This window comes from Enterococcus rotai (assembly GCF_001465345.1).
GTDB classification, from domain to species: Bacteria; Bacillota; Bacilli; order Lactobacillales; family Enterococcaceae; genus Enterococcus_L; species Enterococcus_L rotai.
Genome location: NZ_CP013655.1, coordinates 1,253,349 through 1,274,232, shown reverse-complemented (window position 1 = coordinate 1,274,232; position 20,884 = coordinate 1,253,349). Strand labels below are relative to the sequence as shown.

The 20,884-nt window shown below is 33.9% G+C and carries 23 protein-coding genes and 1 pseudogene; 5 read left to right on the top strand and 19 right to left on the bottom strand.

Features of this window, described 5'->3' with window-relative positions; translation table 11 throughout:
• Positions 1 to 222: 222 nt before the first annotated feature.
• Positions 223 to 1,548: an MATE family efflux transporter gene (locus tag ATZ35_RS05930; RefSeq protein ID WP_208929919.1), complete on the top strand. Its 1,326-nt coding sequence runs from the start codon at positions 223 to 225 to the stop codon at positions 1,546 to 1,548.
• Positions 1,541 to 1,769 (top strand): annotated as a pseudogene (locus tag ATZ35_RS05925) (helix-turn-helix transcriptional regulator). The gene ATZ35_RS05930 and the pseudogene ATZ35_RS05925 overlap by 8 nt, the downstream one beginning before the upstream one ends.
• 63 nt (positions 1,770 to 1,832) lie before the next feature.
• Here ATZ35_RS05925 and ATZ35_RS05920 read toward each other — a convergent pair.
• The 8 genes from ATZ35_RS05920 to rplM form a co-directional block, all read right to left on the bottom strand.
• A complete protein-coding gene (locus tag ATZ35_RS05920) occupies positions 1,833 to 2,549 on the bottom strand; it encodes a hypothetical protein (protein ID WP_208929917.1) in 717 nt (238 codons plus the stop codon).
• Positions 2,542 to 2,973, bottom strand: coding sequence for a hypothetical protein (locus tag ATZ35_RS05915; RefSeq protein WP_208929916.1), 432 nt, complete (start codon positions 2,971 to 2,973; stop codon positions 2,542 to 2,544). Before ATZ35_RS05915 ends, ATZ35_RS05920 begins: the two co-directional genes overlap by 8 nt.
• Position 2,974: 1 nt before the next feature.
• A complete protein-coding gene (locus tag ATZ35_RS05910; RefSeq protein ID WP_208929915.1) occupies positions 2,975 to 3,514 on the bottom strand; it encodes a hypothetical protein in 540 nt (179 codons plus the stop codon).
• 10 nt (positions 3,515 to 3,524) lie between these two features.
• The gene (locus ATZ35_RS05905; protein ID WP_208929914.1) at positions 3,525 to 4,832 is read right to left on the bottom strand and encodes a T7SS effector LXG polymorphic toxin; all 1,308 of its coding nucleotides are present in this window, start codon (positions 4,830 to 4,832) and stop codon (positions 3,525 to 3,527) included.
• Positions 4,816 to 5,175, bottom strand: a complete 360-nt coding sequence (locus tag ATZ35_RS05900; RefSeq protein ID WP_208929913.1) for a hypothetical protein — start codon at positions 5,173 to 5,175, stop codon at positions 4,816 to 4,818. Before ATZ35_RS05900 ends, ATZ35_RS05905 begins: the two co-directional genes overlap by 17 nt.
• A 10-nt stretch (positions 5,176 to 5,185) precedes the next feature.
• On the bottom strand, positions 5,186 to 5,416 hold the full coding sequence (locus tag ATZ35_RS16930; protein WP_425250086.1) for a TIGR04197 family type VII secretion effector: 231 nt from the start codon (positions 5,414 to 5,416) through the stop codon (positions 5,186 to 5,188).
• A 598-nt stretch (positions 5,417 to 6,014) separates the two neighbouring features.
• A complete protein-coding gene (rpsI, locus tag ATZ35_RS05890) occupies positions 6,015 to 6,407 on the bottom strand; it encodes a 30S ribosomal protein S9 (RefSeq protein ID WP_010771970.1) in 393 nt (130 codons plus the stop codon).
• A 13-nt stretch (positions 6,408 to 6,420) separates the two neighbouring features.
• Complete coding sequence (gene rplM / locus ATZ35_RS05885) at positions 6,421 to 6,867, bottom strand: 50S ribosomal protein L13 (RefSeq protein ID WP_303393681.1); 447 nt, start codon at positions 6,865 to 6,867, stop codon at positions 6,421 to 6,423.
• A gap of 365 nt (positions 6,868 to 7,232) precedes the next feature.
• Here rplM and ATZ35_RS05880 point away from each other — a divergent pair, with 365 nt between their 5' ends.
• Positions 7,233 to 8,438 carry an argininosuccinate synthase gene (locus tag ATZ35_RS05880; RefSeq protein ID WP_208929912.1) on the top strand — a complete coding sequence of 402 codons (1,206 nt, stop codon included), beginning with the start codon at positions 7,233 to 7,235 and terminating at the stop codon, positions 8,436 to 8,438.
• A gap of 193 nt (positions 8,439 to 8,631) precedes the next feature.
• Positions 8,632 to 10,017, top strand: a complete 1,386-nt coding sequence (gene argH / locus ATZ35_RS05875; RefSeq protein ID WP_208929911.1) for an argininosuccinate lyase — start codon at positions 8,632 to 8,634, stop codon at positions 10,015 to 10,017.
• 55 nt (positions 10,018 to 10,072) lie between these two features.
• On the opposite strand, the gene ATZ35_RS05870 is transcribed toward argH, so the two are convergent.
• The 3 genes from ATZ35_RS05870 to ATZ35_RS05860 all read right to left on the bottom strand — a co-directional run bounded on the left by ATZ35_RS05870 (position 10,073) and on the right by ATZ35_RS05860 (position 13,013).
• Entirely contained in the window at positions 10,073 to 10,561 is a 489-nt protein-coding gene (locus tag ATZ35_RS05870; RefSeq protein ID WP_208929910.1) for a Dps family protein, read from the bottom strand.
• A 123-nt stretch (positions 10,562 to 10,684) separates the two neighbouring features.
• On the bottom strand, positions 10,685 to 11,422 hold the full coding sequence (locus ATZ35_RS05865) for a DUF5105 domain-containing protein (protein ID WP_208929909.1): 738 nt from the start codon (positions 11,420 to 11,422) through the stop codon (positions 10,685 to 10,687).
• Positions 11,423 to 11,483: 61 nt separating this feature from the next.
• Positions 11,484 to 13,013, bottom strand: coding sequence for a gluconokinase (locus ATZ35_RS05860; protein ID WP_208929908.1), 1,530 nt, complete (start codon positions 13,011 to 13,013; stop codon positions 11,484 to 11,486).
• A 102-nt stretch (positions 13,014 to 13,115) separates the two neighbouring features.
• On the opposite strand from ATZ35_RS05860, the gene ATZ35_RS05855 reads away from it, so the two are divergent.
• Positions 13,116 to 13,802 carry a prepilin peptidase gene (locus tag ATZ35_RS05855; RefSeq protein ID WP_208929907.1) on the top strand — a complete coding sequence of 229 codons (687 nt, stop codon included), beginning with the start codon at positions 13,116 to 13,118 and terminating at the stop codon, positions 13,800 to 13,802.
• Positions 13,803 to 13,857: 55 nt separating this feature from the next.
• On the opposite strand, the gene msrA is transcribed toward ATZ35_RS05855, so the two are convergent.
• The 8 genes from msrA to ATZ35_RS05815 form a co-directional block, all read right to left on the bottom strand.
• On the bottom strand, positions 13,858 to 14,391 hold the full coding sequence (gene msrA, locus ATZ35_RS05850; RefSeq protein ID WP_208929906.1) for a peptide-methionine (S)-S-oxide reductase MsrA: 534 nt from the start codon (positions 14,389 to 14,391) through the stop codon (positions 13,858 to 13,860).
• A gap of 622 nt (positions 14,392 to 15,013) precedes the next feature.
• Positions 15,014 to 15,526: a thioredoxin family protein gene (locus ATZ35_RS05845; protein ID WP_208929905.1), complete on the bottom strand. Its 513-nt coding sequence runs from the start codon at positions 15,524 to 15,526 to the stop codon at positions 15,014 to 15,016.
• Entirely contained in the window at positions 15,523 to 15,930 is a 408-nt protein-coding gene (locus tag ATZ35_RS05840; RefSeq protein ID WP_208929904.1) for a thioredoxin family protein, read from the bottom strand. The genes ATZ35_RS05845 and ATZ35_RS05840 overlap by 4 nt, the downstream gene beginning before the upstream one ends.
• A complete protein-coding gene (locus tag ATZ35_RS05835) occupies positions 15,920 to 18,037 on the bottom strand; it encodes an ATP-binding cassette domain-containing protein (RefSeq protein WP_208929903.1) in 2,118 nt (705 codons plus the stop codon). Before ATZ35_RS05835 ends, ATZ35_RS05840 begins: the two co-directional genes overlap by 11 nt.
• Before the next feature lie 12 nt (positions 18,038 to 18,049).
• The gene (locus ATZ35_RS05830) at positions 18,050 to 18,613 is read right to left on the bottom strand and encodes a hypothetical protein (protein WP_208929902.1); all 564 of its coding nucleotides are present in this window, start codon (positions 18,611 to 18,613) and stop codon (positions 18,050 to 18,052) included.
• 28 nt (positions 18,614 to 18,641) lie between these two features.
• Complete coding sequence (locus tag ATZ35_RS05825) at positions 18,642 to 19,364, bottom strand: ABC-2 transporter permease family protein (RefSeq protein ID WP_208929901.1); 723 nt, start codon at positions 19,362 to 19,364, stop codon at positions 18,642 to 18,644.
• Between the two features lie 12 nt (positions 19,365 to 19,376).
• Positions 19,377 to 20,273, bottom strand: a complete 897-nt coding sequence (locus tag ATZ35_RS05820; RefSeq protein WP_208929900.1) for an ABC transporter ATP-binding protein — start codon at positions 20,271 to 20,273, stop codon at positions 19,377 to 19,379.
• Positions 20,274 to 20,306: 33 nt separating this feature from the next.
• Complete coding sequence (locus ATZ35_RS05815) at positions 20,307 to 20,513, bottom strand: hypothetical protein (RefSeq protein WP_208929899.1); 207 nt, start codon at positions 20,511 to 20,513, stop codon at positions 20,307 to 20,309.
• Positions 20,514 to 20,884: the final 371 nt, after the last annotated feature.

Sequence of the window (20,884 nt, the reverse complement as noted above, 5' to 3'; positions counted from 1 at the left end):
GTGTTCAGGTCTTTTTTTGTATTCAAGTAATTTACACCTTATATTGACAACAAAAAAGCTTTTTGATACCATTTTTAGTAATGAATAAATAGCATAAAGGAGAAGTATACATTATTCTTCACAGAAAATCATGTGATCTCATTCACATTAAAGATCTTATCTACACTAATCTAATTCAAAACCACTTATATTTAGAAATTTCCCCATTTAAGGAAGTAAATTATGAAGAAAAAAGCTAATCTGTCATTAACAAAAGAATTAAGTTCATTTTCATTCCCCCTATTAGCTTCAAGTTTAATACAACTTTTAATAGGCCAAATCTCGTTTGCTATTGTTTCAAGACTTTCATCGTCAACTTTATCCTCCGTAAATACGATAGATAGCTTACTATTTTCTGTTGGTGGTATTTTAGGAGTCTTAAGTGTGGCTTTTAATATGTTAGGGTCAAAAGCATTGGGACAGAAAGATAAGAAGAGTTTTTACCAGTATATTTCTTCTATTACAGTCCTTAATACAATCGTTGGTTTTGGAGTCATAGCCTTAATAGTTCTATTTGGAAATACATTTCTTCATCAAATTTATGGATTCACAGGTGAATTACAAGAAATAGCCAGTATCTATTTACTCTCAATGTCTCCGTATATTTTATTAACGCTATACTCTTTTACTTTAACGAATATTTTAAAAGTAGAAAAAAAGACTATGTATATTTTTACAATCTCCCTTGCAAGTTCTATTTTACAACTATTTCTAAGCTATACTTTCATCAACGGTTTGTTCATATTCCCTAAAATGGGCGTAGTTGGAGCTGGTTTGTCTTTAAACATTTCTTTGTTGTTTACTTTATTCGTTTATACTTTTTTAGTGAAAAATCAAATTAAACTAGCTATTTTAGAAAAACCAATTTATATAAAGAACCTCGTAAAAAAAGGATTGCCTTTACTTGGGCAGGAAATATTAGAAGGAGTTATTTTTATTATTGTATTTGAAGCAATCATCGCTCGATCAGGTAAACTAAACCTAGCTTCCTATGCATTAATCGCACAGGGATTAACTATTATAAAATTACCTACTTTTATGTTTGCTAATGCTGTAACAGTCTTTGTCAGCGAAGCTTACGGAGAAAGAAAGGCGAAAAAAATAGGTAAGATCACTAAAATCTCCTTTCTCTTGTCTTTGCTAGGTTATTGCTTGTTTTCTTTCATTATTTATTTCGCAAAAGAGCCATTTTTGTCCTTTTTCTCTACTGATTCTGCAGTATTAAATCTTGCAACAGAAAAATTGCCTATACTTTTCCTTTTTTCTATTTCAACTGTGGGATATGAAATAAGTAAGTATAGCCTTCAATCGACAGAACATGAAAAGTATGTGATTAAAACCACTTTTTTGGTTAATGCTTTTTGTATTTTCGGGATGGTGATGATCAGTCTTCAAAAAATGCTGACACTGGATTCGATTTTCTTCTTATATTTTATTAACTTTTTTGTTTTAAGTGTCTTTTTTACAAAGAAATTGAACAGGAAGGACAAGGAGAATTATTATGATTAAAAAGAACCAGACAGATTTTGAAAGTTCGATTCATGTTCGTTCACAGAGCAATGGAAAGAATAACACAACAAGAACTCGCTGATAATGTAGGTGTCTCCAGACAAACAATCATTCAACTAGAAAGAAATCGTTACACCCCGTCCTTACTACTTGCACATAATATCGCAAAATATTTTCATGTTTCTATTGAAGATATTTTTAGTTTTAAAGACTTAAGTTGAAAACAAAAACAGAAAGCTACTTGAAGTTAAAGTAGCTTTCTGTTTTTGTTATTTTTATTAAGTTCAATCTACAGATATATCATGAACAAATTTCATTACTTCAAGACCTAGTTCATTATTTGCATAATACCCTCTACCTTTTTTTGTAAGCTCAATACTATAAATTTCTTTTTGTTTCCAATCAATAGTCGATTTTATTGTGATAGACTCCATATTATCAACTATATTTTTATGAACGATAAAAATATAGCCAGAACTCTCCAAATAGTCTACAATTTCTTTAAATCTTTTCTCACCAATATATTGATCACTGTCCCAAAGAACCATGTCACCTTCAGAAATTGGAATGATCAAATTTAAAACATCCTCAGAAACACGCCTAGTATCAAAGACTGTCTTTGACACTATTGTTAAATAATATTCGCCTGATTGAATATAATAAACTGCTACTAATGTTTCTGATAATCCTTCAATATTTATAATTTTTTCCTCTTCTTTTGGATACCAAATCAACGTTCCACTACTTTCAATAGTTGGTATACTCCATTCCGTATCAATGGGTAAATTAAATAAAATTTCACTATTATTTACCATGATTTCTGTCTCTGAGGAAATTTGACATTCTAAAAACTGTTCTGCCGATATATTTTCAGCCAATTCATTTAATACTACTACCACTTCACCATACGTGACTTCTTCTTTTTGAAGCAAGTCATCTATATAAACAAATGAATTCTCTCGTTTCTTCACTTTTTCTAAAAAATAAGTAAGATTAGACATAAGGCACCTCTTTTTCAACTAGGTTTAAACAACGATTAAATCCATCTTCATCAGGATAGAATGCAATATAGTTTTCAATATTCTTTCCTTGATTTGGATGTTTGATCTGTTGACTAAAAACACTAGAATCTAAGAAGTCTTGATTACTAATAAAAAGTTCTGGTGGTGTTGAATTAGCATCTACTAACTGCCAAAATAATTCTCCCCAATTTTGTATTCTTTTTGATTGTCCACATTGGATTCTAACCATTACTTTGGGACTGTTGATTCCTCTATTCTTTAGTTCCTTTTTAATATCATTTATAATTACTAAACAATCTTCGTAATCGAATGTATCTTTATTTATGAAAAAATCGATATGCTCTGAATGTAGTCGCTTGGATCCTTTTTCCCATTCATTAATAAATTGATTTATATTCTTCATTTTATTTTCTTACAATTGTATAAACATTAAAAGGAATTTTTTCTTCTTTTAATAACTTCATATATTTTTCAAACGGAATAACACCTTGAACTATCTCATTCTCCCCACTCTGATATCTTGGACGAATTATCAGTGATTTTGTGGGGGAAGATTCAATCATTTCTCCCAATAATGTTTCTAAATCTTCTTGATATTCATCAAATACAATTACTGGTGAAAAATTTTTAAAATCCTCTTCATCAATTAACCATGATGCTGATACTGGTAAATGTTTATCAAAATCTGTGTCAATTAGTCCTAAAGCCCACCAAACTTCTCCGTCCTCTTCTTTCCCAAGAGTATACCATTTCCCAATAGTTTTTTCATAAAAAGGAAAAGAAACTTCATTAACCTTTTCGCCTAGTTTTTCTATTTCTTTTTGTTCTTCTAAAATATCTTCTTCTGTCCATTCGTATTGCTTCTCTGCACAAAATGAATTTGTTTTTTGATACTTTTGACCTTTATTTTGTCCAATGACAAATACATCTAATGAAAATCCCATTTAATTCCTCCTATGGTAACAGATACCACTCTAATTTCAAATTTGTTACAATCTCAGCAAATGGTTTTGCTCCTTTGGTTGCTCTTAAAACAATATTTCCTAAGCTATCTACTCCTATATCTGGATTTTTACCATATTTTGAGAGCCATTTGCTTAACTTCGGATCCGTTTTTAAATCCTTTTGAATTTCTGGTTTAATATCTCTATGAAATGTATTCTCATCTGTTCCAAAATTCTTTTTAAATTCCTTATTTCCTTTTGGAAATTTTTTATTATAACTTCCTCCACCATCACTTGAAGTAAAGTTACTTGTTGTTAATCCATTTATACCATCAATTGTAATCGCTATTCCTTCTGCTGTTACAGCTACTCCATCTAGAATGACTTCTCCACCAACTAGAATACCAACACCATTCGTGGTCGAAACTATTGCCAAGCCTCCAATTGTTCCAATTATACCTGTAATTGTTGTCGCGATTCCTAGAGAAGTCCACACAACGTTTCCTACAATATCCAAAAATTTGGCAACTGCATCTATACTTCTGTCCAGCAAACTTCCTTTCATTGCTTCCGTTAACTGAGCTGTTAATTTTTCATCTCTTACACCATTCCTATAGACCACATGAACAACATTTCCAGCATCATCCAATTCTGTCACCGTTTCAACACGACTTTTTGGTTGTCTATCATTATAGCCTTTTAGATTTTTGTACCATTTTTGGTTGTTAAAATTGATAATTTTATAACCGTCTCTTGGATTAAGAAAATTTGCTGGATTGCCTAATTGTGCTAATCCTGTGTTTACGTCACTAATCAAACTAGATAATTCCGAATACTGAGAGGCGTGACTAGATTCAAAAGCTTGATATTTCTGTAAAATCTCAATATCTTCTTTAATAGGATCAATGCTCTGTTGTTTAAAAAAATCACCTAATACAGGAACGTTTTTCATCGACTTAGCCAAATCACTCATTAAATTAGTATATTCGTTTTGAGCCGTTTGTAAATCTCTAAGCAATCCGCCTAAATCATCTGTGTCTAATACTTCATCTGTCTTGCCAACTTCACCAACAAAGTCTGTTAAATAGCTATTTAAACTGTTGTCCATCTCATAATAAACATTGAATAGTGCTTTGTCTATCTCTTGATATGCTTGGAGATGGCTCACAGTTGAAACCCAGCCACCACCTAATAAATTTCTATTCCCAGCTAATCCATCTATTGAACTTGTTACAGAATTAAAACTACTTACAGCATTTAACCGTTCAGAGCTAATACTACTTTTTACATCACTTAGTTCCTCATACATTATTTTCATCGGAGTCCTCCTTTCTAGTTTCTTCATATAGTAATTCAGCTTTTTCATAAACTGCTTTTCTATCCGTCAGTTCGTCTTCAATTTCTTCATCTGCAATAGAAAAAACTTTTGTAAGTTCCCTTTGCTTTTCTTCCAGTTCATCTAATTTTTGATAGACTTGTCTTTCTGAATCTGTCCCTTTAGAATAATGTAGGACACGTTCCCATATCTCTTTTTGTCGATTGATCGCTTTTTGACACTCTTCATAAGCAAATGGAATCTCTCCAGTTTTCTTTTTCAAACTGTTGAAATCTTCTTCTGCTTCCTCTACCTTCATACGCAAGCTAAATAAATTTTTATCCATCTATTCCACCTCATGCTTGCATCGTTGTTGATATGCTATCTTTTATTTTTTTATCTGCTTCTTCAATTGCATTATGTACGGCTTGTACATTTCTTACCTCTGTGGTTAAACAGGTTTTATAAGTATCAATTGTTTGTTGAAAACTAGTTATTAAAGTTTTCAACTCATTTGTTGCTGGACTTGTAGACGTATTAATGCTATTTGTTGGCTTAAAATCAATACTTCCCTTTGCAACTAAAATATCCGCAGCAAATTTAGCAACTGCATTTCCATCTGTACTGACCGTTTCTCCTATTTTTTCACACTCCTATTAATTATTACCGTTAACAATTAAACAGTCATAATAATTATAACATCCTTGAATAGTTAGTAAACCCGACAAATAAAAAAATATACCTGACTAAAAAATAAAAAAGATCGAGAATAGAAACAGCGAAAAAATGTTACTCTATAAAAATCGTTCAAGAACCTTTGAAATTAATAAAAAAATAGAGAGTTCCTCACATCCGTTCCCAAAGCTTACAACAAACATTTGTTTCAGATTTACTAAATCAAGGAATTAATTGTCTAATTATTAAATTTCTTTCCGATCATGCAGAAACTTCTAATAGGATTAGAAAGTTTACGGACATACAAATAAACAAACAAAAAATTGACACAATTAAATGCTTGGAAGAATATAGACAGACAAACCAAACTCTTAACCCAATCAAAAAAGACACTTTCCAAAAATTTGGAAAGTGTCTTGAAACATTGTAATTGAATGGTACTCGATTTCTTGCGAAATCTCCGTCCCATATTGCATTCGTAAGCGAATAAATTCGCAACGACTCCAATAATTAACGTTTTGAGAATTGTGAAGCTTTACGAGCTTTCTTAAGACCTGGTTTTTTACGTTCTACCATACGGGCATCACGTGTAAGAAGACCAGCGCGTTTTAAAGCTCCGCGGAAGTCAGGATCTACTTCTAATAATGCACGAGCGATACCGTGACGGATCGCACCTGATTGACCAGAGTAGCCTCCACCGTTAACGTTTACCATTACATCATAAGCGCCTTTAGTTTCAGTTACGCCAAATGGTTGGTTGATAACTTCACGCAAGTCAGCGTGTGGAATATATTCTTCAACATCTTTTTTGTTTACAGTAATTTTACCAGTACCTGGTACTAAACGTACGCGAGCTACAGATTTTTTACGACGGCCAGTGCCGCTATATTGTACTTGAGCCAATGAATTTCCCTCCTTAAATTAGGTTAGTAATATCTAATACTTCTGGTTGTTGTGCAGCATGTGGATGCTCAGCTCCACCGTATACGTTTAACTTAGTAAATTGTTTACGGCCTAAAGTGTTTTTAGGAAGCATACCTTTTACAGAAGTTTCGATTAAACGACGAGAGTTTTTATCGCGTAATTCACCAGCAGTAACAGATTTCAACCCACCTGGGTATTGGCTGTGACGGTAGTAAATTTTATCACTTGCTTTGTTACCAGTTAATTTGATTTTATCAGCATTAATTACAATTACGAAATCTCCAGTATCCACATGTGGTGTGAATGTTGGTTTATTTTTTCCACGTAAGATAGAAGCAACTACAGTTGAAAGACGTCCCATTGGGATATCTGTTGCATCTACTACATACCATTTACGTTCTACTTCGCCAGATTTGGCCATATATGTTGTACGCACAATTCTTTCCTCCAATTTTCTATTCGATGTTTGACATTCACTTGAGTTTCCGGGGCTCATTGTGGGGCAAACAATACCATTTAATATGATACCTTCTATCACTAGTAAAGTCAATGAATTTCTGAGGTTTTCCACTATTTTTCTTCTAATTTTTTTAAGATTAAAAAATTTTACTTCTAATTTCAAAATGGAAAACACCTAAATATGCGTAATGTATATTACGCGCCTTCCAAAAGCAAAAATGTATATTATTCCTAAAATATTTATTTTTATGTATATTTATTTATAAAAAGTGTTGATTTTTGCATTTTCAAGTGATATGATGAGAACAATCAAAAAAGACAATTAGAAAATAAGGAGTGTTACTCATGAAAGAAAAAGTTGTTTTAGCCTATTCTGGAGGACTAGATACCTCTGTTGCTGTTAAATGGTTAGTGGATGAAGGCTATGATGTGATCGCTTGCTGTTTAGATGTTGGTGAAAAGAAAGATTTAGATTTTATCAAGAATAAGGCGTTAGAAGTGGGGGCATCTGCTTCTTATACTATTGATGCCAAAGAAGAGTTCGCCCAAGAATTTGCTTTGATTGCTTTACAAGGCCATACTTTTTATGAGCAATCTTACCCTCTAGTTTCTGCGTTATCTCGTCCTTTGATTGCTAAAAAATTAGTCGAATTAGCTCACGAAACAGGGGCAACAACAATTGCCCACGGTTGTACAGGAAAAGGGAATGATCAAGTTCGATTTGAGGTTGCGATCAATGCCCTTGCACCCGAAATCAGTGTTATTGCACCTGTTCGTGAATGGAAATGGTCTCGTGAAGAAGAAATCAATTACGCTAAAGAAAAAGGGGTTCCCGTCCCAGCTGATTTGGACAATCCTTATTCAGTTGACCAAAACCTTTGGGGCCGAGCTAATGAATGTGGCATTTTAGAAGATCCCTGGGCTACACCTCCTGAAGGCGCCTACGAACTAACCGCCAGTTTGGAGAATGCACCTGATGAAGCAGATGTCATCGAGCTAACTTTTGTTGAGGGCGTTCCGACAGCTATCAATGGCAAAACCATGCTGTTATCTGAGTTGATCCTCGATTTAAATGACTTAGCTGGTAAACATGGCATTGGGCGAATCGATCATGTGGAAAACCGCTTAGTGGGAATCAAATCACGTGAAGTTTATGAATGTCCAGCAGCGATCACTCTAATGACCGCTCATAAAGAGCTGGAAGATTTGACCTTTGTCCGTGAAATGGCTCATTTTAAACCAATCATCGAAAATCAATTATCACAAATCATTTACGATGGATTGTGGTTCAATCCGTTAACCGATGCCTTGATCGCTTTTTTAAAGTCTACTCAAAAATACGTAAATGGCGTAGTTCGAGTAAAATTGTTCAAAGGGCATGCAATTGTTGAAGGTCGTAAATCAGAAAATAGTCTCTACAACGAAAATCTAGCAACTTATACATCTGCTGATACTTTTGATCAAGCAGCAGCTGTTGGCTTTATCAAACTTTGGGGCCTACCAACTAAAGTCAATGCGGAAGTTCAAGCATCATTAAACAAGCAAAATTAGAGTGATTCTATACGTGAGATAGCTTTTACATTCGTTGTAAATAAGGTTATCCGATTGTTTCACCTTCAACGAGTGGCTTGTTCTAGGAGAATTTCTTTTCTACCTGCGGATGGAAATAAGGAAATCAATAGGCCATGAAGAAAAATAAGCAACTTGAGAATGAATAATAATGCATAATAAAGAGGTGCAGATAATGGGAAAATTATGGGGCGGACGTTTTGAAGGAAAAAGTGAAGCTTGGATCGATTCATTCGGTGCTTCGATCCCTTTCGATCAAACATTAGCCAAACAAGATATTTTAGGGAGTCTCGCACATGTAAAAATGTTAGCTAAAACAGGTATTTTGACGACTGATGAAGCCAAGCAGATTACTTTCGGACTTAATACTCTTCAGCAAAAACTAAACGCTGGCGAACTGGAATTCAGCATAGAAAATGAAGATATCCATTTAAATATCGAAAAGCACTTACATGAAGAAATTGGTCCTGTGGCTGGCAAACTACATACAGGACGCAGCCGAAATGATCAAGTGGCAACCGATATGCATCTTTACTTAAAAGAAGTCGTTCAAGAAGTCATTGTAAAAATCCATTTACTACGCCAAGTCTTAGTAGATAAAGCTGAGGAAAATATTGAAACGATCATGCCTGGCTATACACATTTACAGCATGCTCAACCGATTTCGTTTGCCCACCATATGATGGCCTATTATGGAATGCTAACTCGAGACCAAGAACGTTTTTCAGAGAGCTTAAAACGAATCGACATCTCGCCATTGGGCTGTGCAGCACTCGCGGGTACGACATTTCCCATCGATCGAGCATATTCCGCTAAACTACTAGGTTTTGCTTCGATCTATGACAATAGTTTGGACGGCGTGAGCGACCGTGACTTTATTCTAGAATTTCTTAGCAATAGTTCTATTTTAATGATGCACCTTTCGAGATTTTGCGAAGAAATCATTTTATGGTGTAGTCACGAATTTCAATTTATCGAATTGACCGATACTTTTTCTACTGGCAGCTCGATTATGCCACAGAAAAAAAATCCTGACATGGCAGAATTGATTCGAGGAAAATCTGGTCGCGTATATGGCAATTTATTCAGCCTCTTAACCGTTTTAAAAGGGTTGCCGTTAGCTTACAACAAAGACCTACAAGAAGACAAAGAGGGGATGTTTGATACGTCTCACACGATCTTAACTAGTTTAGAGATCATGGCTGGTATGGTTGAGTCAATGACGCTGAATACAGACATCATGGAAAAAGCAACTGAAAAAGATTTTTCAAATGCTACAGAATTAGCAGACTACCTAGCCAACAAAGGGTTACCATTTAGGCAAGCACATGAAATTGTTGGTAAATTAGTCCTAGAATGTACAAAACAAGGCATCTACTTACAAGATGTTCCCTTAGAAAAATACCAAACGATTACCCCCTTAATCGAAGCTGACATCTACCAAACTTTAGCCTCAAAAACAGCTGTTGAACGGCGGACTTCATACGGTGGAACCGGCTTTGAACAAGTCCAAGCTGCCATTATGCGTAGCAAGCTGAAACTAGCTAACGAAGAAAACTAAAAAAAGCATATGAAAGATAACTAACTATCTTTCATATGCTTTTACAAGTTTTAAATTAACGAGTTTTAGTACGTGAATCTGCATCAATACCAGGTGCTTTCCCTAATTTTGCTTGCAACATCCAGATATTTTTCTCAATATCAGTTTTGTTTGCGATAAAGATATCTTGTGTAGAATCGTCGCCTTCTTCGCCGGAAACATCGATTCCTTTTTGGTATAAGTCAGCTAAATAGCGATAACCTTCAACTAATTTTTCCATACGCTCAGGAATTGTGCGTTCATAAGTACCGATTTCATCTGCAATACCAGTATGATCTGCAAATTCTTGTAAAGTTGAATACGGAGCTCCATCTAATGTAATCAAACGTTCAGAAACAACATCTAATTGGTCATTGATTTGGTCCATGTATTCATCCATTTTAGGGTGCAATGTCAAGAATTCTGGGCCACGCATATACCAGTGTGTTTGGTGGATTACCACTGAAAACTGGCTTAGATCTGCAACTAGTTGGTTCAACACTTCTTTAGTTTGTTCAAATTTCATTATACATCATCCTCCTAAAGTTTTTATCTACATCTATAATTGTAGTACGAAATGCCGGAAAAGTACAGTAAAATCTTCATTTTTATAAATATTATCTTTTGATAATTATTATAATCTGAAATATCAATTGTTATTAGGTAGTGGCATAGTATCTAATGAGTCAATAATTTCTTTAGCAACTTCATTCATTGCCTCTTCTAGCTCCTGATTCATCGCTTCTGTATTTTCAGAACCCGAAATAAATGCTAGGAACAAATTGGATACAGCTTCTTTTTGATTATCTGGTATAAACCATTTACCCTTTTCCTTTTCTAAACGTAGTTCAAGCTGAACTGGATCTGTTTTGATTTTGATTGATTTGACCCGTTCTTCCAAAATAGAAAAAGTTGCATCTAGTGTTTTTTGATCATCTTTCGCTATTTCTGGATCAGCTAAGGTTTCTTTTACCAACTGCCTGGTCATCTCCTGCATAGCACTCACTAAATCTAAACCAGTTACATAATAAGAAATTACAGCCCCAGTTTTTGTTTCATCTATTTTAATAATCTTATAGGATGTTTTTGCTTTTGTCTGTTGTAATAATTCTTTTGTTAGTTGATTTGCTGCTTTTTGCGGAACTTTGGCACCTGTTGAGGATAATCCTTTTGCAAAGTTTTCTTCAAACGTATTACTGTTTTTATCTAACTCTTTGCCTACTTGTTCGCCATCACGAAATTCCTTCGAAAATTCATTTTCTCTTTTCTGATAGACCAAGCGATCAACAAACAATTCACCAGCCTCTTCTGCGGAGATTCCTTTTGAGCCGCAACTTGTCAGAAAAATTCCGACCAAAAGCAAAGAAGTGATCCAGACTTTTTTCATTTCCTTTCCTCCGTTCTCTTACTACTAGTAAAACAAGTTCAGCGTTATTTGTCAAAAAAATTTAGTCTAAATCAGCTCTTAGTTTGGCTAATTGATGATAACTGGCTGATAATTGCTGTTGCGTTGCGATAAATAGTGGATAAATCTGTTGATAAATTTGCTGCTTTTCACTATTCGGTTCAACTATTTCACAAATCTTTACCAAATCACCTGCTGCTTTCAAGCTGGGAATTTTTCCTAAGCTTTGCCAGCCTACTAAAACTGCCCCCATGGCAGATGCCTCGACACTTTCTGTCATTGATAACCTATAACCAAAAATATCTGCCATGATCTGTTTAAAAACCTCTGAATCAGCAAATCCACCTGTGGCCCGAATTTCCTTCACTGATCCGCCTAGCTCTTCCAATTCCGTTAAAATACGTTTCAAATTCAAACAAATTCCTTCAACCACAGCCCGCATCATAATCTTATCATCATGATTTCTTTTCAGTCCAACAAAATTACCGGTAGCCTCCGCATCCCATAATGGTGCCCGTTCTCCTAGTAAATAAGGATGAAACAGTAAGCCTTTAGCTCCTGCCGGTGTCTCCTTCACAAGTTCCATCACGGCATCATAAGGATTTTTACCAGTCTCACGGGCTTCCATTTGAACTTCTTTTAAAAAGTTTTCACAAGCCCAGTCAAAAATACCAGCACCATTACTTGTTGCACCGCCAATTACCCAACGATGTTCATCCAGCACACAACAAAAGGTCTCTGCTTGTGGATGAGTCTGAGGCTGCTCAACAATATAGCGCAATGCGCCACTGGTTCCAACCGTTAAAGTAGCTGTTCCTTGATTCAAAGCCCCTAAGCCTAAATTTGATAGCGGACCATCTGCTCCGCCTAACACAAAAATTGTTTGAGGCGTCAATCCTAACAGACTTAACCATTCTTTCTTTAAACCAGTTAATTGCTGAGTAGGTTTAACTAGTCTTGGCAACTGCTCTGTAGTAATTTCCAGCTCCGCTAATGCTTGTTGATCCCATAACAGGTCATGAATATTTAAAAAGCCTGTTCCTGAAGCAGTGCTGATATCGGTAATATATTGATCAAATAAACGATAAAAAATATAGTCTTTCATCCCAATAAATTTATATGCTTGTTCATAAACCTCTGGAAACTCTTCTCTCAGCCAGCGGATTTTATGAAACGGGGTCATTGGATGCATCGGTAACCCTGTATTTTGATAAATAGATGTTCCTAGTGCCGTGTTTTTTAGTTCTTCTGCATATTTCTCTGCACGATTATCAGCCCACGTAATAACTCTTGTCAATGGCCGATGATTTTTGTCCATGACGATCAAGCCATGCATCGCCGTTGAAAAGGATACTACTGAAATTTCATGTGGCTGCACTTTTGCCACCACCGAGCTAATACAAGTAATGACAGCCTGAAAAATCTGATCTATATCTTGCTCTGCCATACCTTCTGTTTCCTGAATGAGCGGGTAACGAATATAAGCAGATGCTTGAACTGCTCCATCCTCACTAAAAGCGACTGCCTTTGTTTGCGTTGTACCAATATCTACACCAATTGCTATTTTTTCCATGTTCTCGCCTCATTTCTCCCTTTCATTATTCCTAATAAAAAAATATTTGTCTAGTTAAAAAGGGAGATATTTGCGTATTTATTTATGAAAGGAGTATTTTCTATGTCGATTATTTATTTTATTATTGGTAGTGTGATAGGTTCATTTCTTTGTTTAGTGGCAGAACGTATACCTGCCAACCGATCAATAGTGCGCCCTGCTTCCCACTGCACTTATTGCCAAACTAAATTAAAGATGGTCGAATTGATCCCGATCGTTTCAATTCTATGTTTGGGTTTTCGCTGTCGTTACTGCAAATGTAAGCTATCTTATGTTTATTTTTTTAGTGAGTTGATTTGCGGATCACTGTGTTTTTACGTATTGCTTGAAGCGGTTCATCCTATTTATTCTCTATTTTTTTTATTGATGGCTGTCGTTTTATCTTTAACTGACCTCCTTTATTTAATCGTAGAACCTAAATTATTTTATATCGGTTCCATCTTATTATGTATTGGACATATTTATTTGGCATTCCCCTTTTACCTGTTTACAAGTTTGATTTTATTCATTGGTTTACAGATACTAAACTATATCTTTCCTGATTCTGTGGGAGGTGGCGACATTTTCTTATTAACAGTGTGGGGCTTATTTTTAGGTGGCGAAGCGATTATATTTTTATTGTTCATTGCCAGCAGTAGCGGCTTGCTTTTTCTTTTCATCTCCCAATACATTTTAAAGAAAACTATCCGACAACTGCCTTTTGTGCCTTTTTTAAGTATCGGACTATTTTTTGTACTAATATGGAAATAAAGAATGAGCTCGAGACAAAACTGACTTTAGTTTTGTACCGGCTCATCACTTCAAATTATTTAGCTTTCCAATTTTTCCGAATAAATCCAGCACGTCCGGAACCTTCCTTATACAGATTATAATGTACACTATGCTTTTTATAATAATCTTGGTGATAGTCTTCTGCGGGATAAAAAGCTTGTGCTGGCTCAATCTTGGTAACGATTGGCTGCGTAAAGCGACCACTTGCTTGTAATGCCGCTTTTGATTTTTCTGCACTTTCTTTTTGTGCTTCATTTGCATAAAAGATAACAGGTCGATAAGAATCCCCACGATCTGCAAATTGTCCTAATGCATCGGTTGGATCTGTTTGCTGCCAATATGTTTCTACTAGTTCTTCATATGGAATAATCGTAGGATCATAGGTTATCTCAACAGCTTCTGTGTGACCAGTCATTCCTGTTGTGACTTGCTCATAGGTTGGATTTTTGACATGTCCACCAGTATATCCGGCTACAACCGAAATAATACCTGGTTGAGTATCAAATGGTTTGACCATGCACCAAAAACAGCCTCCTGCAAAAATCGCTTTTTCGTAATTGTGTTCCATGATTCCCTCACCTCTTCCTTTCTTTATCATAAGCCGAATAAAAAAATAATGATATTGATTTGCCTATAACAAAAGAATCCTTTCAACAAATACTCAAATTCTAAAGCGTGAAATTACCTTACGAGTGTATGCTATAAAAAGTTATCTTATAAAATCACATAGTCAACTTCTATTACAAACAAAAAAACGCAACCTGTTCCTAAATGGACCAGGTCACGATCGTAGTTTCTATGAATAAACTACTTAAATCTCTATCTTTTTTTACTCATTACTTACTCTATTCAATAACTTAGTGATCTCTTAGCTACTTCTTTTTATTTGCAGAAGAAGCCCCAGCCCTTCCAATAGAAGAAACAAAATCTCAATCCACCCTCTACTGTTTTTGCTTCATTTTTCGTTAATTCTTTCATCTTCTTTTCCTCCTCTTTTTATGGTTGCTTTACATTGATTCCCTTTAAACCTGTTCTCTCTTACTTACTGCCTTCTTATTTACAGAAGAAGCCCCAGCCTTTCCAATAGAAGAAACAAAATCTCAATCCACCCTCTACTGTTTTTGCTTCATTTTTCGTTAATTCTTTCATCTTCTTTTCCTCCTCTTTTTATGGATTTAATAACTCAGTAGTTATTTGACTAACGCTGCTGGCTCAACATATCTATCTATCCACTCTGCGACTTTCTGCAGGGATATTCCATTTTCGGGTGTCCACTCTATTTTATTCGTCAAAATACCTTTACTATATTTAGCTAGTGTTGGAGTATACTTAATGTTGTAATCCAACTTGAACTTTTCCCATTCTTCCTCATTCTCTTTAACCTTTGCGACATTTAAATAAAATATCTGTTGTGAAATGTTTTTTTCTTCCACCAATTTAATAAATTCCGGCTCAAAGTCATTACAGTCTCCACATGTAGGTCGACCTACATAAACATAAAAATCTTCTCGTTTTTCAAGTTTTTCTTTAAAGCTATCAAACGTAATTGAATCTACCGTGTTGTAAATCTCTGGATAGTTAGACTGTTCAACAACTAATTGCTGATCTTTCTTATCATTGTCTACTTTTAATGCATATGCCGTTCCACCCAAGCTAAACAATCCAATTACTGACAAGATTACTGCTATTCTCTTTAACTTCATTCTACTTCCCTACCTTCAAGAATATTTTTTGTTGTGTCATACTCTAGAGCACCTTCATAGCGTGTTAGTTCACCAGCTTTGATCACTAGTATCGTTGGTGTCACTGTTACGTTATTACTAGTTATAAACTTTTTATTACTAGTATTTTCAGTATCCAGATAATAGACTTCAGTATCTGTTTTTTTCGCTGCTTTTTCTAAAATTGGGAGAAACATTTGACATGACGTGCAATTTCGATTTCCTACTAAAATGAATGTGTCTTCTTTGTTTGTAATGGTATCTTCGATTTGCTGGATTGATATTGTGTTGTCTTTTATACTGGCACTCGATTTAGTTGCTGTTAGAATCACAAAAAATACAATAACAACGATGGACAATAACAGTATTCCTGTTTTATTTTTCATTCTTATCCCCCCGTCTTTTTTCTTTTATATTGATAATTTCATCAGCATATTCTAAAACATCTGTCTCATGACTTATTACAATCACGATCTTTTTTTCATCATTGGCTAGTTTTTTGATATAATTCATAAATTTTTTCTTAGACGCACTATCTAAATTTCCAGTTGGTTCATCAAAAATATAAAGGCTTGTATCTTGATACAAAGCTCGCATTAATAGAATTTTTTGTTTTTGACCTTGAGATAAGTTCCGCCCCTCACTCTGAATGAAATAACTATTTGGCAACTTTAAATCCAGCAAGTCATCATAGTGAGACTTCTCCTCTGTTGTCAAAGGCTCGTTAAACACCTTATAGCGAATATTACGACCAACGGTATTGCCATACAAATTGAATTCAGGCGAATACAAACTAATATATTCTCTAATATTGGTATTTTTAAATGAGCTCTTTTCGACTGATTCATTAACAATCATTGTTCCAGAATCTGGATCTAACACCCCTGAAAGTAAATTAATGAGTGTTGATTTTCCGCAACCATTATCTCCAATAAGAGTGTATAGTTTTCCTGCTTCAAATCTCGTATCAAACTGTTTGAATATCGTTTTTTTCTCATCATAAGAAAAATTCAAATTCTTCACATCAATAGTGGTGATTTTTGGAACATCTAATACATCCTCTGATTTTTCCGCTTGCTCAGTATAATCTTCGCCACTTTGAATATAATCAATCGCAATGGCACTTTTTTGATAACTCAACCATGATTGCAGAACTGGCGCAACTGAACTAAGTATGATAGAAATAATCAAAATACCATTTGAATCATTTAATAAACTAGTAGTACTTCCAGTGTGAAGTGCTGCATTTACACCGAACACAACAAATGTTGAAATTGAGATAAGCGTTGAAAACACTTGAAACATTGAAGCTATTTTCAAATCATTCGTGACCATTTGATTTTTACTTTCAAAATAATCTTGGATTTTCTGTTGAACAAAGCTTTCTGCTTCTTTATTCTTGGAAAACAAATTGATATCAAATGAGCTTTTAATATTATTCTCAACAGAGAATGAAAACGCCGATGATTTTCCAATGACATCTTTTTCATTATTTCTAATAATATCTATTTTCCTTTTTAAAAAATAAGAAAATAAACCAATCCAGAAAACTAAAACACCAAATAATAAAGGCGTTATACTGAAAACAATACTTGCCAATAGCAACACATAAACTAAATTAAGCTTAAAATAAAATTTTTCCAGCAAACCCGAAACTGAACCAAACAAATTCCAAAAATAACCAGTGACATTATCACTATTACCGCCAGATTTGATATCACTAACTTTTTGAACATAATATTTCATTAAAATTTTTTCTTGAATCTTATTTTCAAGTGTAACTTTTTGCTTTCCTTCCATAATATTGATTTTATAGAATCCTAAAATCAACAATAACGCTACAGATATTACAAAAACAAACATAGGAGCAGAATCTGTTCTATTTAATGATAGTGTTCCTTGAATTAGAAAAGTTGTTACTATCGGAAGTAGGTATTTTAACAAGATCAATCCAATCATTTTTACTTTTAAGCTATAAGAAATCTCTTGCATGACTTCTTTGTAAAGTCTTTTACCTAAACTTGATTCCACCTTATTCATTCTGAATTTCATTTTTGATCTATTTGTAACAAGTGAATTAGAATCTGCAATACATAGGGCATAGCCTAAAAATATCGATTTTAAATAGGCTTCATCGTATTCTATTAGAGTTCTTTCTGCAGGATTAGAGACTATGAATGACTGATTATCCTTTATCTCATGAACAACTATATAGTGACCCACACCATCATTCTCTACGACCAATAGCATAGGAAGCTTTTCAACTTTTTTTAATTTCTCAAAATCTGTCACTCCATATGCACTAGAGTTCACTCCGTACTTTTTTAAAATGGTTTTCATTTCATCAAGAGAAAGTCCTTGCGTTTTTTTAATACTATAATGTTGATATAATTCATTCTCATTACCAATTTTTATTCGTAGTTGTTTTAATATCGTTTTTAACGAGGCGATTCCACAATCTGTCGTTGAATGTTGCATATAATGGGCATACATAGTACATTCTCCTTACTTTTTAATGCGAATATCTCCGATGGTACTAATCTCTATAACTTCATCCTGATCTTTACTTGTATCTGGAACTGCTAAAACTTCTCCGCCATTTTTAGCAGTCGTCACATACTTCCCTTGAAAATCTTGCGGGACCGTAACATCAACATTTCCTACTATTGACTCTATTTTCAAATTTTTTATGCTTGCATTTTTACCTAAGAAAACTTTCATTTCTAGTTCACTTTTCCCATCACTGCTTGGCATCAATTTGAATCCATCTATATCGGACAATGTAATTTCTAAACTCGCTGCCTTAGTCTTTGCCTTATTGAGCTCTTTTTCTGTTTTATCAGACACTTTTCCAGCTAATTTAACCACAGTTTCTTCTTTTTCAGTTTCAATAATCGTTGTCTTAACATCTTGTTCTGCGCCCAATAACGATAGCGAGTCAATCACATCTGCTGAAAAACTCCACTCTTTTGTTATAGCTTTTGTGGTTTTATCTGAGCGTATTGTTGTATAGCCAACAAAAAGAACAACTGCGACCACAAGGATTAAAATCATCAGTTTCTTTTTCATACAATTCACTTCCCTCTTCTATTTTTTATTATTTGAAATCTCTTTCTTTAAATAAAGTATAGCTACATACATAGAATATGATGCTATAGACTAATGCACTGCTAAAAACAATTACAAAGGTCTGGTTTGATACATTTTGATAGTCTGTCAGTTGTCTAATATTCGTAAATAGTAGCGTATCTAATAGCGCATTTGCTGCTAAAAAATAACTTGAGATAATGCTTGAAACTAGACCTTCTCCAATCAAAATCAGCGCTACAAATACGGCCGTTGCAACATTACTTGATTTAATAACGTTAAACAACAATACACCTATAAGACTGACTGAAAAATACAATGGTAGCTGCAATAACATTATTTTTATCATTTCGATCAGAGAAAAACCGCCACCTGTGATCCACACCGTACTCGCTAATGCTCCTGTATAAATGACTAAAAAGAGAATCACCATACCGAAGGTTAATACAACCTTGCTTAGAAAATATACCCATCTTTTAATTCCAAAAATCAATGAATTATTGACGACCCGATAAGTAAACTCATGGCCCCAAACAATAATAAAAATATTGATCATAAAAATTGAGACAAAAATCGAAGCACTAGATAAACCATCTTGGATCACTTCTAAACTGGGTGTATCATCTCTAACTATTCCAAAAAATATGCCGAATATGATTAAACCTGCTACTGAATAAAAACCAAGCTTTCCTTTTAAAATTCTATAACTATCTGATTTTAATAGACTTAACATATAAACTCTCCTCTACTCTGTTAATTTTAAATAATAGTCTTCTAAGCTTTCTTCTTTGTATGAAAAATAAGTAAGATACAATTGATTGTTAAATAGAAGCTCAGAAATACTTGGCATTTCAGACTTTTCTGCATTAACTGTTAATTTAGCATCATCAATATGCACAACATACCCTTCTTTTTCTAAAACATCCTGGCATTTTTGATTATCCATACTTGATAGAATGATTGTTTTTTTGCATTCAGTCTCAAGTTCTTGAGTCGTCACTTCTTTAATCAATTTTCCTTGGTGAATAATTCCATATCTAGTCGCTATCATTGATAATTCTGATAAAATATGACTGGATACTAAGATCGTTGTTTTGTACTCTTTATTTAATTTTTTTATGATTTCTCTAATTTCAACAATCCCTTGTGGATCTAAACCATTAGTTGGTTCATCTAAAATAAGTAAATTCGGATTATTCAAAATAGCTAACCCAATGCCTAAGCGCTGCTTCATGCCTAAAGAAAAATCTTTAAACATTTTCTTACCCACAGCTCCTAATCCAATAAACTCCAGCACTTCTTTAATGCGATTTTTTCTATCAGGCAAATTAATTTGAATAGCATAATAATTCAAATTTTCTTGTGCAGATAGATAGGGGTAGCATGCTGGTGATTCTATCACAGCACCAACTTTTATTTTTTCCTTACCGTTAAAAAATTCGATACTACCTGAACTTTTCTCGATTAAATTAGTTAACATCCGAATAAAAGTCGTTTTACCTGCACCATTTTTACCAATAAATCCATAAATATCTCCCTGATTGATCGTCATTGATACTTCATTTACAGCATGATAATCTTTATATTTTTTTACTAAACTCTTCGTTTTTACTAAATAGTTATTCATTGTAACTTCTTGCATCTTTATCACTCCTATGATTTAACTGAATTTTCTTTACTTTATTTCTAGCACTTCAACATCTTCTACATTCAAATAATCAAAAAGTAATTCCTTTTCTGTTTTTTGAGGAAGCATAACAATTTTCAACAGCTCGCCTTTGTTAAGTATTTTCAATAGCTTATCTTCATTGCCATCATTTACAATAACTAATTTTCTATGTATAACTTCTTGATCTTTAAAAAAATATTTTATCTTTGTCATGAATATTCCCTACCTTTTTAGTAGCTAATTATTTATGTTTTTTTCTCTCATGTTATAATTTTATACTTACTCAAGTTTTTTTATATTCTCCACCAAAAATTACATAAGATGCTCCATAATTTCATACTCTAATTCCTCCTTTCCTTTTCTATTTAGGTCTTCCTGATATGTATTACTTTACTGTTTTATCCTTTTTTCTAACAGGACATCTTTGTCATTTTTTATAATCCTTACTAGAACTCGTTAGCTCCTTTCTAGTTTTTTGCTCTGTTTCCTCTTTACATGTATTACTTTACTTTTTTCTGTCTTTTTCTAACAGGACATCTTTGTCCGGTTATTAACATTCCTAAATAATTAGACAATCAAAACCT